This window comes from Pseudomonas sp. LBUM1673 (assembly GCF_059695645.1).
In genome coordinates this window covers 2,948,482-2,965,776 of record NZ_CP166780.1, presented here as the reverse complement: position 1 = coordinate 2,965,776, position 17,295 = coordinate 2,948,482, and the positions used below count along the sequence as shown (strand labels likewise).

The window sequence follows — 17,295 nt, the reverse complement described above, 5'->3', positions numbered from 1 at the left end:
GTCGGGGATTGTACTGACTCCGCTGACGAACGCACTCACAAAGTCATCAAAAGGCCATCAAGGTGATGAAACGTTTGTGCGATCGCTGCCCGTGGCAGTGATGGCAACAATCATTTGTGGCGAGGGAGCTTGCTCCCGCTCGGCTGCGAAGCAGTCGCAAACCGGATGATGCGTTTTGTCTGAACGTACGCGTCAACACCTTTGGGACGGCTTCGCCGTCCAGCGGGAGCAAGCTCCCTCGCCACAACAGCCCCTCGCCACAGTTCCCCATAGCAAGCCCGATCACCGCAGGGTTGTGTTATTCCTTGTCACTCACCTGAAGCTGTCCGTCCCACCCGCCGCCCAGTGCGGCAATCAATTGCACGCTGGCAATCAACCGGCTCTGCAACAGGCTCAGTACGTTGCGCTCGTTGCTCAACGCCGTGGCCTGAACCACCACCACATCCAGATAAGCAATCACCCCGGCCTTGTACTGATTCCGGGTCAAACGAAGGGACTCGCGTGCCGCGTCCAGGGCCTCCTGGCGCACCTTGGCTTCGTCTTCCAGCACCTTGAGCTGCACCAGATAGTTTTCCACTTCACGGAAGCCATCGAGCACGGTCTGGCGGTACTTGGCGACGGTCTCGTCGTAGGCCGCTTCGCTGCGGTCGACTTCCGCCGAGCGCTGGCCACCGTCGAACAGGGTCATGGCCAATTGCGGCCCGACCGACCAGAAGCGGTTCGGCACGCTGATCCAGTTGTTGGAGGTGCTGCTGCTATAACCGCCGTTCAGGCTAAGAGTGAGGTCCGGGTAGTAGGCAGCTTTGGCCACACCGATATTGGCGTTGGCGGCCATCACCGAGCGCTCGGCGGAGGCGATGTCCGGGCGGCGCTCCAACAATTGCGAAGGCAGGCTCAGCGGTACTTGCGGCAACGCCGGGATGTCTTGGGTTTCGGCCAGGCTGAATTCAGCTGGCGGCAGGCCGATGAGTACGGCGATAGCGTTCTCGAACTGAGCGCGCTGCCAGATCAGGTCGACCATCTCGGCCTGGGTGCTTTTGAGTTGAGTGGTGGCCTGAGCCACCGCGTCCTTGCCGGAGACACCGGCGCGGTACTGGTTTTCGGTCATGGTCAGCGAGCGCTGATAGGCCTCGACTGTCGCTTCCAGCAGGCGTTTCTGTTCGTCGATCACCCGCAATTGCAGGTAGTTCTGCACCAGTTCCGATTGCTGGCTCAGGCGCATCGCCGCCAAGTCAGCAAAACTCGCCTCGGCGTTGGCCGTGTCGGCTTCCAGGCCTCGGCGCAATTTGCCCCAGACGTCCGCTTCCCAACTCACACCGGCCTGCGCGGTGTAAGTGTCGCGAATACCGCTGGACGTACTGCTCAGGCTCGAGCTGCTGCTACCGGTGCCCTGGCTGGAACGGGTTTTCCCGACGGTCAGGTCCACCGTCGGGAAAAACGCCCCCCGGGCACTGCGCACCAAGGCCTGGGCCTGGCGGTACTGGGCCTCGGACTGGGCGACGGTCTGGTTGGCGCTGTTGAGTTTTTCGATCAGGCCATTGAGCTGCTGATCGCCATACAACTCCCACCAGGCACCGCGCGCCAAAGAGTCGCTGGGGTTGGCCTGACGCCAGCCAGCCGCTTCCTTGTACTGTGCCGGCGCGGCGGCTTGCGGGCGCTGGTAATCCGGGCCGATGGCGCAGGCACTGAGCATCGCCACGCACAGCGACAGGCTCAGTAAGCGCGAGCCTCGGGCCGTGATCAGCGGTGCAGCCAGATTGATAAGCGAACGGTCAGTCATAGCGGAGTTTCCAGAGCAGCATCGGTACGCACCCCACGCCAGTGGTTGAAGCGATGGCGCAGTTTGTCGAGATAGAGGTAAACCACCGGGGTGGTGTAAAGGGTCAGCACCTGGCTGAAGACCAGCCCGCCGATGATGGTCAGGCCCAGCGGCTGACGCATTTCCGCCCCTTCGGCCCGGCTCAGCAACAACGGCAAGGCACCGAGGATCGCCGCCAGGGTGGTCATCAGAATCGGCCGCAGCCGTTGCAGGCAGGCGCTGCGGATCGACTCCAGCGGCTCCAGGCCTTGATGCCGTTCCAGTTGCAGTGCCAGATCGATCATTAGAATGGCGTTTTTCTTCACCACGCCGATCAACAGGAACAGCCCGAGCAAGGAGATCAGGCTGAAATCGCCGCCCAGCACATAGATCGACAGCAACGCCCCAACCCCGGCCGACGGCAAGGTCGAGAGAATCGTCAGCGGGTGGATGTAGCTTTCATACAGCACACCCAACACCAGATAAACCGCCACCAGCGCGCCGAGAATCATCCACGGCTGGCTCTTTTGGGTCGCGGCGAAGGCATCGGCGGTACCGGCCATTTTCGCGATGACGTCTTCCGGCAAACCGACCTTGGCAATCGCCCGCTCGATGGCCGCTGAGCCCTGCTCCACCGTCACGCCTTCGGCCATGTCGAAGGAAATGCTCTCCGAGGCGAACTGGCCTTCGTGGCTGACCCGGTCGTCTTCCAGGCTGTTTTCGTAATGGGCAATGGTCGACAGCGGAATCCGCGCCCCGTCGGCAGTGATCACCTGCACCTGCTTGAGCGTTATCGGGTCCTGGGCGTACTTCGGATTGACCTCCATCACCACCTGATACTGGTTGAGGCTGTCGTAGATCGTCGAAATCTGCCGCTGGCTGTAGGCGTTGTTCAGCACCGCCGTGACCATGTCCATGTCCACGCCCAGACGCTTGGCCTGATCGCGATCGACGATCAGGGTCACTTGCGGGGCGCCCCGGCCTTCGCGCGCGTCAATCGCCGTCAGTTCCGGCAGCGCCTTGAGGGCGGCGACGACTTTCGGATACCACTCACGCAATGCGCCAAGATCGCCGCTTTGCAGAATGTAGGAATACTGCGAAGTGGTCTGTTCGCGGCCGCCGCCAAATTGCAGGTCCTGATCCGCCATCAGCATCAATTGCGCACCGGGCACCTTGGGCATTTCCTTGCGCAGGCGCTCGATGACTTTCTGCGCGGACAGGTTGCGCTCCTTGATGGGCTTGAGTCGCACCAGCATGAAGGCGTTGTTGGTGCCGTTGTTGCCACCGATGAACCCGGCGACGCTTTGCACCGCCTCGTCCTTGAGCACGGCGCGGCGGAAGACTTCCATCTTCGGCTGCATCACGCTGAACGACAGGCTGTCGTCGCCGCGCACGAAACCGATCAACTGGCCGGTATCCTGCTGGGGCAAGAAAGTTTTGGGAACAACGACATACAGCGCGATATTCACGCCAATCGTCACGATCAGGCTGAGCAAGGTCAGCCTGCGGTGACGCAGCACCCAATCGAGGCTGGTCGCGTATTTGCCGACCATCCACTCGTTGGTCTGCTGGCTCCAGCGCTGCAGGCGGTTTTCCTGCCCCGGCGTGTGCGGCTTGAGCCAGCGGGCGCAGAGCATCGGCGTCAGCGTCAGGGACACCAGCAACGACACCACGATGGCCGCCGCCAGGGTGATGGAAAACTCGCGAAACAGGCTTTCGATGATCCCGCCCATGAACAGGATCGACAGGAACACCGCCACCAGTGAGACGTTCATCGACAGCAGCGTGAAGCCGACTTCCTGGGCCCCGAGGTACGCAGCCTTCATCGGCGGCACGCCTTTGTCGATGTGCCGGGAAATGTTCTCCAGCACCACGATGGCATCGTCCACCACCAACCCGGTGGCCAGGATCAGCGCCATCAGCGACAGGTTGTTCAGGGAAAACCCGTAGAGGTACATCACCGCAAACGTACCCACCAGCGACACCGGCACTGCCAGAGTGGGAATCAGCGAGGCGCGGAAGTTACCGAGGAACAGGAACACCACCAGAATCACCAGCGCCACGGCAATCAGCAGGGTCATTTCCGCTTCGTGCAGGGTGGCCTTGATCACCGGCGAACGGTCCATCGCCAGGTTCAGCTTGACGCTGGCCGGCAACACGGCCTGCAACGCCGGCAACTGCGCCTTGATCTCGTTGACCGTCTCGATGATGTTGGCGCCGGCCTGACGGTTGATCACCAGTAATACCGCCGCATCGTCGTTGAAGAACCCGCTGTTGTAACGGTCCTCGACGCCGTCGCTGACCTTGGCTACATCCTTCAGGCGCAGGGCCGCGCCGTCCGCATAGTGAATGATCAGCGACTCGTAATCCTTGGCTTTTTCCAGTTGATCGTTGGCCTGCACCTGCCACAGCCGCTGGCCATCCTCGACCGAGCCCTTGGGCCGGCGCACGTTGGCGTTGGCGATGGTATTGCGTACATCGTCCAGCGCCACGCCGTACTGGTTGAGGGCCTGGGGTTCGAGTTCGATGCGCACCGCCGGCAACGAGCTGCCACCGATCTGCACTTCACCCACGCCCTGCACCTGGGACAGGCTCTGGGACAGAATGGTCGAGGCCAGATCGTAGAGCTGGCCTTTTTCCAGCACATCCGAAGTCAGCGACAGCACCATGATCGGCGCCTGGGACGGGTTGACCTTCTTGTAGGTCGGCATGCTGCGCATCCCGCTGGGCAGCAGGTTGCGCGAGGCGTTGATCGCCGCCTGCACTTCCCGCGCCGCGCCGTTGATGTCGCGGTCGAGGTCGAATTGCAGGATCACCCGGGTCGAGCCCTGGCTGGATCGGCTGCTCATGGTGTTGACCCCCGCGATGGCGCCGAAGGAACGCTCAAGCGGCGTAGCCACGGTCGAGGCCATGACCTCGGGGCTCGCACCGGGCAAACTCGCCTGGACGACGATCACCGGGAAATCCATCTGCGGCAACGGCGATACCGGCAACAGGCCGAAGCTCACGCCGCCGAGCAATATGATCGCCAGGCTCAACAACATCGTTGCGACCGGGCGCTTGATGAAAGGTCCGGACAGGTTCATGGCTGCTCTACCGGTTCCACGGACTCGGACTTACGGCCCCAGCGCCGGCCGAGACGGTCGAAGTACAAGTAGATGACAGGCGTGGTGAACAGCGTCAGCACCTGACTCACCAGCAAGCCACCGACCATCACCAGACCCAAAGGCTGGCGCAACTCCGCGCCGGAACCGGTGGCCAGCATCAACGGCACCGCGCCGAACAGCGCCGCCAGGGTGGTCATCAGAATCGGCCGGAATCGCAGCAGCGCTGCCTGATAGATCGCGGTTTGCGGGTCCATGCCCTGGTTACGTTCCGCCTCAAGGGCGAAGTCGATCATCATGATCGCGTTCTTTTTGACGATACCGATCAGCAGGATGATGCCGATGATCGCGATCATCCCCAGGTCATTGCCGCTCAACAGCAGCGCCAGCAAGGCGCCGACCGCCGCCGAGGGCAAGGTCGAGAGAATGGTGATCGGGTGAATGTAACTCTCGTAGAGCACGCCGAGCACGATGTACATGGTCACCACCGCCGCCAGAATCAGCAGCAGGGTGCTCGACAGCGACGCCTGGAACGCTTCGGCCGCGCCCTGGAACTGGGTCTGCACACCAATCGGCATGCCGATGTCTTTCTGCACCTGATCGATGATCTCGACCGCATGCCCCAGTGCCACGCCGGGCGCCAGGTTGAACGACATCATCACCGCCGGGAACTGACCGATGTGAGTGATCGCCAGTTGCGCCTGGCGTTCCTCGACATGCGCCAGACTGGACAGGCGCACCTGACCGCCGTCGGTGGTCTTGACGTGAATCTGGTTCAACGCATCGGGGCCGATCTTCTCGCCGGATTGCGATTGCAGCACCACGCGGTATTGGCTGGCCTGGGTGTAAATGGTGGAAATCTGCCGCTGACCGAAGGCGTCGTACAGCGCGTCGGTGATGTTCGACACCGACACACCAACCCGCGACGCCGCATCACGGTCGATCACCAGATAAACCTGCAAGCCCTTGTCCTGCAAATCGCTGGCGACGTCGGTCAGCTCCGGCCGTTGTGTCAGCGCTTCCACCAGACGCCCGCTCCACAGGCTGAGCAACTCGGAATCCGGCGACGACATGCTGAACTGGTACTGCGTGCGGCTGACCCGGTCTTCGATGGTCAGGTCCTGCACCGGCTGCATGAACAGGCGAATGCCGATCAGCTTGTCCAGTTCCGGTTGCAGGCGCGCGATCACTTGGGTGGCACTCAGGTCGCGCTCGCTGTGGGATTTGAGGTTGATCAACAGACGGCCGCTGTTCAGCGTCGAATTATCACCGTCGACCCCGATATAGGACGACAGGCTCTCGACCGCCGGATCGGCGAGGATCACCTTGGCCAGTTCCTGCTGGCGCTCACCCATCGCCGCAAAGGAAATCGACTGCGGCGCCTCGGAAATCCCCTGGATCACCCCGGTGTCCTGTACCGGGAAGAAGCCCTTGGGCACCACCATGTACAGGAAGACGGTCAATGCCAGCGTGCCGATGGCCACCATCAGGGTCAGCGGTTGGTGCTTGAGAACCCACTTTAACTTGCGCCCGTAAGCCGCGATCATCCAATCAATTGCGGCGCCACTGGAGCGGTAGAACCGGCCCTGTTCTGCTTCCTTGGGCTCACGCTTGAGCAGCCGCGCGCACATCATTGGCGTCAGGGTCAGGGAGACGACAAGGGAAATCAGGATCGCCACCGCCAGGGTGATCGCGAACTCACGGAACAAGCGCCCTACTACATCGGCCATGAACAGCAGCGGAATCAGTACCGCAATCAGCGACAAGGTCAGGGAAATCAGGGTGAAACCAATCTGCTTGGCGCCCTTGAGCGCCGCTTGCAGCGGGCTGTCGCCCTCTTCGATATATCGGGAAATGTTCTCCAGCATGACGATCGCATCGTCCACCACGAAACCGGTGGCGATGGTCAGCGCCATCAAGGTCAGGTTGTTGACCGAAAAACCCGCGAGATACATCACGCCGAAGGTGCCGATCAATGACAGCGGCACCGCCACCGACGGAATGATCGTGGCGCTGGCCCGCCGCAGGAACAGGAACGTGACCATCACCACCAGGGCGATGGCGATCAGCAGTTCGTGCTGCACGTCGGTGACCGAGGCGCGGATGGTCTGGGTGCGGTCGGTGAGTACCGTGACGTCGAGGCCGGCCGGCAGGTTGTCGGTGATGCTCGGCAACAAGGCCTTGATCCGGTCGACCACTTCGATGACGTTGGCGCCGGGCTGACGCTGGATGTTCAGCAACACGGCCTGGTTTTCATTGGCCCACGCAGCCAGACGTTCGTTCTCGGCGCCGTCGACGATCTCCGCCACGTCCTTGAGTCGCAACGGCGCGCCGTTGCTGTATGCGAGGATCAGGTTGGCGTAGTCCTTGGGCGAGGTCAGCTGGTCGTTGGCGTCGAGCATCGACACCCGGGTCGGGCCATCGAAGTTGCCCTTGGGCTGATTTACGTTGGAGGCGCCGATCAACGTACGCACGTCGGACAGGTTCAAACCATTGGCCGCCAGAGCCTCGGGGTTGACCTTGATCCGCACCGCCTGACGCTGGCCGCCGGCAATGCTGACCATGCCGACGCCGCTGATCTGGGCGATTTTCTGCGCCATGCGCGTGTCGACCAGATCATTGAGCTTGGGCAACAGCATGGTTTTGGAAGTAATCGCCAACGTCAGCACCGGGGTGTCCGCCGGGTTGACCTTGTTGTACACCGGCGGTGCCGGCAAGTCCTTGGGCAGCAAGTTGGTCGCGGCGTTGATCGCGGCTTGCACCTGCTGCTCGGCGACGTCCATGTTGATGTCGAGGCTGAACCGCAGGGTCAGCACCGAAGCGCCGCCGGAACTGGTGGACGCCATCTGGGTCAGGCCTGGCATCTGCCCGAACTGACGCTCCAGTGGCGCGGTCACGGCGCTGGTCATGACATCCGGGCTGGCGCCGGGATAGAGCGTCATGACGCGAATGGTCGGGTAGTCGACCTGGGGCAATGCCGACACCGGCAGCAGCCGATAGGCAATCACGCCGGCCAGAATAATGGCCAGCATGCTCAGGGTCGTGGCGACCGGGCGAAGGATGAACAGCCGCGAGATGTTCATGCGCCGCCCTTTTTCGCCTTGTCGGTGGCTGTCGATTCAGTCTCGTTGGCCGCCGATTTGCCTTGCAGGTGCCCGGTCGGGGTGGTCGGTACATCCTTGCTGTCGTTGACGACTTCCACTTCGCTGCCTTCCTTCAGGCGGTCGGTGCCTTCCAGGACCACCCGATCACCGACGGTCAGGCCTTCGGTGATCACGGTGTTATCACCGTCACTGGCGCCGACTTTCAACTGACGGATCGTGACCTTCCTGTCGCCGTCCAGGGCATAGACGAACGTGCCGTTGGTGCCGAACTGGATCGCCGCCGAGGGTGCAAGCACCACGTCTTTGAGGGTGTCGGCCAGCAGGTGGACGTTGACGAACTGATTAGGGAACAGCGCTTGATCGCGGTTCTCGTAGCGGGCCTTGAATTTCAGGGTGCCGGTAGTGACGTCGATCTGGTTGTCGAGGCTCTGCAACACGCCGGTGGCCTGCAATTTGGTATCTCCACGGTCCCAGGCTTCGGCGGGAAGTTTGGCGCCGGTGCGATAGCGGGCCAGCACGACGTCGAGGCTGTTTTCCGGCAGAGTGAAAGCGACGCTGATCGGTTGAGTCTGGGTGATGATCGCCAGTGCCGTGGTGTCATTGGCGGCAACAAGGTTACCGACATCCAGTTGACGCAGGCCCACACGCCCGGTAATCGGCGCACGGATTTTGGTGAATTCGAGATTGAGCTTGGCGTCGTTGACCGCCGCCTGATTGGTCTTGACCGTGCCTTGATACTGGCCGACCAGCGCTTCGGCGGTGTCCAGGGTTTGCTTGGCGATACTGTCTTCGCGGTACAGACCGCGATAACGCTCGACGTCGACCTGGGCGTTTTTCAGTTGCGCCTGATTCTGCAGCAAGGTGCCTTCGGCCTGGAGCAAGGCGTTCTGGTAAGGACGCGGATCGATCTCGGCCAGCAGGTCGCCCGCCTTGACCATCTGCCCCTCTTCGAACGAAATCTTGATCAGTTCGCCGCCCACCCGGCTGCGTACATTAATGGTGTTCAGCGCGGTCACAGTGCCCAGCGCCTTGTAATACAGCGGGAAATCGCCTTTGACCGCCGGCGCCACGCGCACCGGGACCGGCCCGCTCGCCCCGCCAAACCCCGGACGCATCCCCCCCGACCGACCGGTATGCCCGGCAACGGCTTTCTGCCCTGCGCCCTCCTTCGGGCTGCTGCCTGCAGGCCAGAACTTCCAGCACAGGCCAGCGATGACCAACAGGACCAGCAGGCCGAACAGCCAGCGACGAGGATTGCGGGAAGCGGAGGATTGCATGGAATGATCAACCATTGGGCGCGTGAGCTTTTTTCTACGGGAGGCTGAACGATAAGCACTGGCGGGTATTAAGCAAAGCGCCTTTACCGGCAATTTACCTTCGGCTTACGTAACAGGAGGTTTGGCTAAGACACTGAAGCACAAATGAAAACGGCCTGGACAGAAGGCAATGCTGTTCACTTAAGCAATTTCAGCCGCAACGCATTTTTTGTAGCAGCTGCCGAAGGCTGCGTTCGGCTGCGCAGCAGTCGTGAGTCCGGCTGCCGTGGTGTACCTGACGCACCGCAATGACTGATCATACGACTGCTTCGCAGCCGAACGCAGGCTTCGCCAGCTGCTACAGAGCGCATCACGGCTTAGAACAGCATTGTGGACAGAGGGAGCGTTAACAATTAATTACCCCGCCGCAGCGGGGTAATTAACTGAGAACGCCCCCTAGGCCGTTAACAATTGTAATACTTCGCTTATTTCAGAACGGCGAGTGCTGCGTCGTAGTTCGGTTCTTCAGCGATTTCCTTGACCAGTTCGCTGTGCAGCACTTTGTCGTTTTCGTCCAGAACCACAACGGCACGGGCCGTCAGGCCTTTGAGCGGGCCGTCAGCGATGGCCACGCCGTAGTTCTCGATGAACTCGGCACCGCGCAGGGTCGACAGGTTCTGCACGTTTTCCAGGCCTTCGGCGCCGCAGAAGCGGGCTTGAGCGAACGGCAGGTCAGCGGAGATGCACAGCACGACGGTGTTGGCGATGTCACTGGCCTGGGCATTGAACTTGCGCACGGAGGTGGCGCAGGTCGGAGTGTCGATGCTTGGGAAGATGTTCAGCACTTTGCGCTTGCCGGCGAAGCTCGCCAGGGTCACGTCGGACAGATTGCCGGCAACCAGGGAAAAGGCTGGCGCCTTGGAACCGGCTTGTGGCAGTTGGCCGTTGACTTGAACCGGGTTGCCTTTAAGAGTGACTTGAGCCATGAACGGAGTCCTTCTGAACGTTGATGTAGAGAATTTTGACGAGGCCGAAGTTAACCACGAAATTGCCTGACGACCTATGGTCAGATACAAATTGTGATGTGTCTTCGCACAAAACTGGATACAAGCGTTTCAACAAAACTTACAAACACTGCATAACCCTGTGGGGTCGGGCTTGTGTGGCGAGGGAGCTTGCTCCCGCTCGACTGCGCAGCAGTCGCAAAGCTTTTGGGGCCGCTTCGCGACCCAGCGGGAGCAAGCTCCCTCGCCACACAAGCCCGCCCCCAGCAGGATTGCTACCCCAGCAAACGCAACATATTGCGGTGCCGCGCCGCGAAAATCCGCCGCATGTAGGCATTCACCAGCAGCCCTTCACTCAAAGCGCCACCAACGGCCGCATAGGTCACCCGATCGGTGTACAGCGTACCGCCCTCACCCGCCGCGACCCGATGTTCATGACGAAAGGCACGCAGCGGCCCCTTGAGCATTTCGTCGATGAAATGGTGCTCGCCAACCTCACGGATCACCACTGTCCAGTTCGACGGGATCACGTTGAACATCCAGTGTCGAAAGCGAAACTCCCGCCCGGCCTCAATGCGCAGGTTACTCAAGTCGAGATCGCTCAATAGTGTGACCCGCTCCGGAAAGATCTTCGGGAAGTTGAGACCTTCCAGGCAAAAGTCGAGGACTAGCTCAGGCGTACGGTTGGGGATCAGAGTGGTGAGTTCCAGAACAGGCATAGACGGAAACATTCCTTTGTTTGGCGGGATGGCAGCTGCGCTAGAACAAAGTCGCGCTAGGACTTAGCTTCAGCAACGGTCATTTCGGGATATTCGCGCCGGTCTCTGAACATGATGTAAAGCGGGTCCAGACCAGACGCTGGCGGGAAGACAACGACATAGTCATCGAAACGAATCGCAGCCATATCGCTGAAGGACTCCAACACAGGCACAGGCAAAGACCGGAGGAATCCCAACCGATATTCGGGGGCTGGCGCCAGCGTCGAGATGGCTTCAAGGGTAGCTGGCGCACTCCAACTCACAATCACCGGGACCGGCCCGTCAGCGGTGAAGCAGTAGGTCTTCAGTTGCTCATTCCAGATGGCGGCTCGCACCCTCACCCTGGACGACAGTGCGTTGCCATTCGTTGGCGTAATGGCCACTTGTAGCAACGTGCTTATTTCTCTCAGGCCTCGGGACATCGTCCCCGGTGGAACGGCGTACGTGCCGCTGTTCATCCTGAACGGAAGATCGACTTCGGCCCCCGTCGCGGCCAGGCCTTGCCAATCCTGGCCCTCGATCGGCAGCAACTCGAGCAGAGGAACGCTGAGCCCATACCTCTCCACTTCGGCCCGACTGGAGAAATCGAATTGCAGCACGGCTGCGTATTGGCCTTGATGGTCTTGGGCTCCCGAGGTGATCTGCCAGGTAAACTCCGCCACCGCCGAACGTATGGCTTTTTGCAGTGCGCCCCGATGGGTCTCCAACGGTTGCGAAAGGCCGCCATCGAGGAAAATACCCGGTCGCGCATTGGCAAAGGCAAGCGGTGCAAAAAGCAGCCCGGACGCCTGAGTCGGCCCTGTTCCCTGCTGATAACGCTGATCAACGAGTTGTGTTTGCGCGACCACCAGCAGTGCTTCGGCGTCCACTTGAAAGCGCTGGAGACGTTGATTGATCTCATTCAACTTCGCCAGATAGCGGTCGTAAGTGGCGTTTATCTGCTGGGCGATACTATGCCATTGCGCGTGCTCGGACCGGGCATAAGATAGGTCGCGCCGGGCACTATCTCTTTTGAAGCCTATGCTCATTTTCCAGAATTCGTACCGGTGGGCAGCCAGGCGCGTTTCAAATTCAGAAGCTTCCAGAGCGCGGATGTCCGCCTCACGCCCAGGGATGTCCACATGTTCGCTCTGTCGTTGACGCAGGTGTTTGATCCGTTGCTCGAAAACACTGAGTGCCGCTTCTGCCGCCCGCTCTGAGGCAGCCAGATCGACGGCGACTTTTTGTACGTCAGCCAGATTTTGGGCAATACGCTGCTGCGTCACCTGCGCCGGGGTCAACGGTGCTCCGGGCCTTGCAACAACTGGACGTGGAACAGGAACGCCCTCTCCCTTGAACGCAGCACGGCCCTGTTTGTGGTGCCAGTCTTTGACGTAGTACACGACCGAGCCCGACGAATAGATGTCCGTATCGTCCTCTGGCGGATAAAACAGCAGGTCTGCCCCTTTGGGGTGACCGACGATGCGGTCGAAATGATTGATTAGCCGGTTATGGTCCTGTTTCGGCAGATCGACGGCCCAGATTCTGTCGACCAGCGCCTGGAATTCGGGCTCGGTGTAATCCTTGAGTGTTGTTTTTAGTTCCATCTTTATTGCTTCCTTGTTTCTGGCACACAACGGCCGCCAGATAACGGCACCTGCTCATATTGTGATGAGCAGATGCGTGTGAATTGTTTGCGCTTTAATCAGTGCAGTTACTCTGGCTTGAAGCCGGGTTTGTTATTGAGTGCGCGCCATGCTTTGACTTCTTTCAGGATGCCCTCTGGGCTGTCTTCTTGGCCTTCTTTTGGGTAGAAGATGACGTCTGAACGGCCTGGATGTTCGGTAACAAGTTCAAAATGCGTCAGAAGTCGATCCAGGTATGCCTCCAACTCACTACCCTCCAAGCCACTGGGATAATGGCTAAACTCTCTCAAAAAAGACAAAAATTCTTCTTCAGTGTAATCCTCGAATTTCTCTTTAAAGATCATGATTTTTTCTTTCCTTATGTAGCTGAATATGTCGCCGTGGCGTCATTACTGAAATATTATCCATGCCATAAACTTCGCCCCCACTTGAAACTTCAACATCATGATGAAGTTCGAACGTTTTACGTCCGCCGCTTTGGTCAGATAACGTAGGGTACGGAGAGAGCCCCTCGCGCATTCTGTTCAAATTGTGAACACTAAACTGCTGACTCAATCCCACATCCACCGCAACAGCCTTCCAAAACGCCCGCCTGAACCCATGAAAATTACGAAACTCCATCCACCGCAACTGATCCGCAATCTGCTCGGGAATCGGCGCACCGTCCGTTCGTGCAGCATCGCCTAGCCATACGCCTGATACCGGCTCCCCAAACCCCAACGCCACACCCGAATCATCGCGACGATCCCGAAACAGAACATCCGACGAAGGCAATTCCATGTCCGCCGGGTACCCAGGAATATTGGCACCGATCAGCCCTTCGTCAACAGCCGGAAACGTCTCGTTTTGCGGTAGGACCGGGATGGTCGGTGTGCCGGGATAAACCGCTGGAATCGACGGTGAAATCGGTGAGGTTGTAGGACCGAGGTGTTCGATGCCCGACGGAACGAGAGGTGTCCAGGTTCCAACGCCAACGGGGCGAATTGGCCAAGGCAGAACCGCAGGGGGGATTCCCAACTGTCCGTGGGTGCTTTGCGGCGTAGTGATGCTGATTTGGTCGAGGTTGAAGGGGTTTTCACCGAGCTCTGCGTACTCTTGATAACGCAGTTCGAATTCACGTCGTTCACCGACCCAAGTGCTTTTCGGCGCATAGGGCGCGAAGCCCTGTTCGATGCGCTTTTTGTTCACCTCATCGAACTGGACAGTGAGCACCGGGTGCTCGCCCAGCGTTCGCCAAAGCGTTTCGTCAAAAGCCCCGAACGAGTTGATTTCGCGACCTCGAAACTGGTCGCCGATCTGCGTCGCAATGGCTGCGCCCGTCACTTGGCTGGCCGTTTTCCACCAGTCGGCAGTGGCCGGTTCACCACGCCCGGTGACGATGCCCGAGCCCATGGGCGGCAGGTTGAAGGACACGTAAGTCGGCGGCAGGCCAGGTACGCACACAATGCAGTCCTGAATGCGCAGATCGACGCCCTCGGGGATGTCCTGGATCTGCGGCGTCATCACCGCCAACCGGGTCTCGCTCGTAGTGGCAGCCTGAGCGGTAGCGTCCGGTGTGAATTGCAAGTGCCTGGTCGGGAATCCGGGGATCTGTGCGTTGTAGAGCCCGGTCAGCGGATCGAGCACTGCGTTGATGACCGGCACATTGGCATCAATCTCATCGCCCGTAGTGACAGAGATGATCGCGGTGCCTTCCGGCACGGCTTCGGGTTTGAGCCGGTGCGCCACGTCCATCGAGCCACCGGCATCAGCAATCGATTGCAGTGCTCGACTGTCGGACAGCCCCATCGCGTGCGCAGGAATAGCGACAGCCTGAAACAAACGCCGACGTTGCTCAGCGCTCAACTCACCATTGCCAAGGGTTGGCGAGTACACCATCGCGGTGACGAACACCGGCCCCGTTTTTGCGGCAATCTGCCCGAAATCGATGAGGGTATTGACGGCAGACTGGACAGCCGTCTCAAGCACTGCGGCGGCTTGCTGCGCAACGAATACGCCATCGCGGGTCAAAGCCATTCCGCCAGCCATCAGCGAAGACACCGGGACCGTCAGTGTGTTGGCCTGCCTGACCCGCTCAACCCGTATATCTTCATCAGCTTGCTGCTTGAAGCGAACTCGAGCTTCACGCTGCTCGGCGTACTGACGCTGGGCCTCCCAGACAGCTTCCCTTTCGCGCCAGACAATAGTCTGCTCGGCATGACGCCTGGCCAGCGCGTTGGACTTATCAGTGAGTACGCGTATCTGTGTAGATAGCAACCGCGCTTCATGGGCAGCGTTGTAGGCGTTTTCCCAGATCTGGTGGCCGTCGTTGAGTGCCTGGCCGAACTGCCCCAGTCGCGTCAGGTAATCGTTCGAAGTGCGGGTGAATGGATCGTGTCCATCGAACGAGCGAGCGACCGCGTTCCTGGCATTTAGCTCGGTGGTTTTGCGGGCGATGAGCCCATCGATTTCGCTTTTTTCTTTGGTTATCAGGTAAAGCTGCCAGCGTTCGCCCGAGCCCGTGGTGGGCGGCCGTCGCGCAGCCGATATCTCGTGTTCAAGGGATGGCGCGAGTTGCCCGGCCTTGTCGGCAAAACGACGGTCCACCTCGGCTCTGATAGCGTCATGACGCTGCGCCAGCCCCGCCAGAAACTGGTGAAGAGCATGGACGCGGGCCTGTTCCTGAGCCTGCGCGGCGGCTGCCTGTGCTTGAGCCGCCTCGGCTTGCGCTTTGGCCTCGGCCTGCGCACGCTCTTTTTCCTTTTTCTGACGATCCGCTTCTAGGGCCCGCCTGCGGGCCTTTTGCCTTTTCTTACTGGTTTTACCGAATCCGCCTGAAACCCCTCCGCCGCCACCAAAACCGCCGCCAGAGCCGCCACTCGAAGCGGGCGGTCCCGATCTGATGACCACGCTCCCTGAAGATCCATCGTTCAATGTGTTTTGTGCCATACAGTCACTCCTTGTCTGTAGGGCACAGCATGTCGATGGGGCGGTGGTCAGGTGCGGTACATGGTTATCGGTGTGGATTTAAATCGAGGTGCTATTTGAGGATATGAATCACCCACACAGGTAACAGATCCGCTCCTTTTGCGGTCTTTCGTTAGAGGTAGTGTCGATTCAGGCGACCGCCATTCGACTAGACAGTGAGTCACTCAAATCCAGCGGAGACAAGACCATGCGATTCATGATCATTGTGAAAGCCAGCCCGGATTCCGAGGCCGGTGTAATGCCCAGCGAAGAACTGATGACCGCGATGGGCAATTTCAACGAGGAACTGGCCAAGGCCGGTATCCTCATCGATTGCGACGGCCTGCAGCCCAGCAGTAAAGGCGCCCGCGTGCGTTTTTCGGGTGACCAGCTCACGGTGATCGACGGCCCGTTCGCCGAAACCAAGGAGCTGATCGCCGGCTATTGGTTGTGGCAGGTAAAGTCGAAACAGGAAGCGGTCGAGTGGGTCAAGCGCTGCCCCAACCCAATGCCGGGCACCGAAGCCGAAATCGAGATTCGCCAGGTGTACGAAGCCGAAGACTTCGGGGCCGAGTTCACACCGCAACTGCGGGAGCAGGAAGAACGAGTGCGTGCACAGGCGAAGAAGCACTGAAGGCCAGTCAGTTAAGCCGTAATGCAATCTGTAGCAGCCTTCGGCAGCTGCTACAAGAAATGCGTCGCTGCTGAAATGGCCTGTCAGGGCAAGCTCCCTCGCCACAGATAACCCGTAGACAAAATCCGAGGAATCAATCCAATCGACTGGATAACCCGTACTTAGCTGCTAAGTTCAAGTGACATGTCCTACAGGTTTGATAGGAAAGAGATTACGCCGCAACGGCCGCCAAGTGCCGAATCGTCCAATGAGCCACCGAGGAACCGGGGGAATCATGTCGATAAAAATGGGGATGCACGCCTTGTTGCTCGCGGCAGGGTTCACGCCTGTAGCGTGTGTGCTGGCCGATAACGCCGACACCGCCAACAAAAGTAACAACCCGCTGAACCTGGCACCGGGGATGAACCTGCAGGACTATTACACCCCGAAGTACTACGACACCCATGTCCATACCAACGACCTGCTGGTGCGCGGCACGCTGCCGATTGCGCCCAACGCTTACATCGGGGTCCCGCAGTTGTTGCGCGCCACCGCGCCGATCAGCACTCACCCCGATCCGAACGGAGGCTACAGCACCGGTGAAGGCGATCTGAACCTGGTCGATATTTTCCTGCTCAAGACCGACGGCATGCAACTGGGCATCGGCCCGCAGATCACAGCGCCAACCGCCGATCAGGACGAACTCGGTACCGGCAAATGGCAAGCAGGCCTGACTGCCGTAGCCATCGACGCCTCACCTCGCGGCTTGCTCGGCGCACAAGTGCAGTACCAGCGCTCCTTCGCCGGCGACCATGATCGCGCCCACGTCGAAACAGCGACTTTTCAACCGTTCCTCATTCATAACCTGCCCAAGGGCTGGTATCTGCGCTCGACCGGCACCTGGACCTTCGACCTGAAAAACGACACCCATTACATCCCCATCGGCTTGGGTGGCGGCAAGGTCTGGAAATCCGGGGCCAATATTCTCAACGCATTCGTCGAACCTCAGTGGACCGTGGAGCGAAAGGGCGATGGCCTGCCGCAATTCACCCTGTTCGTCGGGCTCAACGTCACCTTCGATCAATGA

General features: G+C 59.9%; 11 protein-coding genes. 2 read left to right on the top strand and 9 right to left on the bottom strand.

The window, feature by feature from the left end; genetic code table 11:
* Nucleotides 1–298: 298 nt before the first annotated feature.
* The 9 genes from ACA044_RS13650 to ACA044_RS13610 form a co-directional block, all read right to left on the bottom strand.
* Nucleotides 299–1,780 carry an efflux transporter outer membrane subunit gene (locus ACA044_RS13650; RefSeq protein ID WP_497446816.1) on the bottom strand — a complete coding sequence of 494 codons (1,482 nt, stop codon included), beginning with the start codon at nt 1,778–1,780 and terminating at the stop codon, nt 299–301.
* Nucleotides 1,777–4,884, bottom strand: coding sequence for an efflux RND transporter permease subunit (locus ACA044_RS13645; protein WP_497446815.1), 3,108 nt, complete (start codon nt 4,882–4,884; stop codon nt 1,777–1,779). Before ACA044_RS13645 ends, ACA044_RS13650 begins: the two co-directional genes overlap by 4 nt.
* Nucleotides 4,881–7,985 (bottom strand): MdtB/MuxB family multidrug efflux RND transporter permease subunit, encoded by a 3,105-nt coding sequence (locus ACA044_RS13640; protein ID WP_497446814.1) that lies wholly within the window; start codon nt 7,983–7,985, stop codon nt 4,881–4,883. Before ACA044_RS13640 ends, ACA044_RS13645 begins: the two co-directional genes overlap by 4 nt.
* A complete protein-coding gene (locus ACA044_RS13635) occupies nt 7,982–9,298 on the bottom strand; it encodes an MdtA/MuxA family multidrug efflux RND transporter periplasmic adaptor subunit (protein ID WP_497446813.1) in 1,317 nt (438 codons plus the stop codon). The genes ACA044_RS13640 and ACA044_RS13635 overlap by 4 nt, the downstream gene beginning before the upstream one ends.
* Nucleotides 9,299–9,747: 449 nt before the next feature.
* Nucleotides 9,748–10,248, bottom strand: coding sequence for a thiol peroxidase (tpx, locus tag ACA044_RS13630; protein ID WP_497446812.1), 501 nt, complete (start codon nt 10,246–10,248; stop codon nt 9,748–9,750).
* 293 nt (nt 10,249–10,541) lie between these two features.
* Nucleotides 10,542–10,985 (bottom strand): SRPBCC family protein, encoded by a 444-nt coding sequence (locus ACA044_RS13625; protein ID WP_497446811.1) that lies wholly within the window; start codon nt 10,983–10,985, stop codon nt 10,542–10,544.
* 56 nt (nt 10,986–11,041) lie between these two features.
* Complete coding sequence (locus ACA044_RS13620) at nt 11,042–12,610, bottom strand: bacteriocin immunity protein (protein WP_497446810.1); 1,569 nt, start codon at nt 12,608–12,610, stop codon at nt 11,042–11,044.
* Nucleotides 12,611–12,717: 107 nt separating this feature from the next.
* A complete protein-coding gene (locus tag ACA044_RS13615) occupies nt 12,718–12,993 on the bottom strand; it encodes a bacteriocin immunity protein (protein ID WP_497446809.1) in 276 nt (91 codons plus the stop codon).
* Entirely contained in the window at nt 12,983–15,577 is a 2,595-nt protein-coding gene (locus tag ACA044_RS13610) for a pyocin-S2/colicin E7-DNase domain-containing protein (protein WP_497446808.1), read from the bottom strand. Before ACA044_RS13610 ends, ACA044_RS13615 begins: the two co-directional genes overlap by 11 nt.
* Before the next feature lie 226 nt (nt 15,578–15,803).
* On the opposite strand from ACA044_RS13610, the gene ACA044_RS13605 reads away from it, so the two are divergent.
* Nucleotides 15,804–16,229: a YciI family protein gene (locus ACA044_RS13605; protein ID WP_497446807.1), complete on the top strand. Its 426-nt coding sequence runs from the start codon at nt 15,804–15,806 to the stop codon at nt 16,227–16,229.
* Between the two features lie 274 nt (nt 16,230–16,503).
* Entirely contained in the window at nt 16,504–17,295 is a 792-nt protein-coding gene (locus ACA044_RS13600) for a hypothetical protein (protein WP_497446806.1), read from the top strand.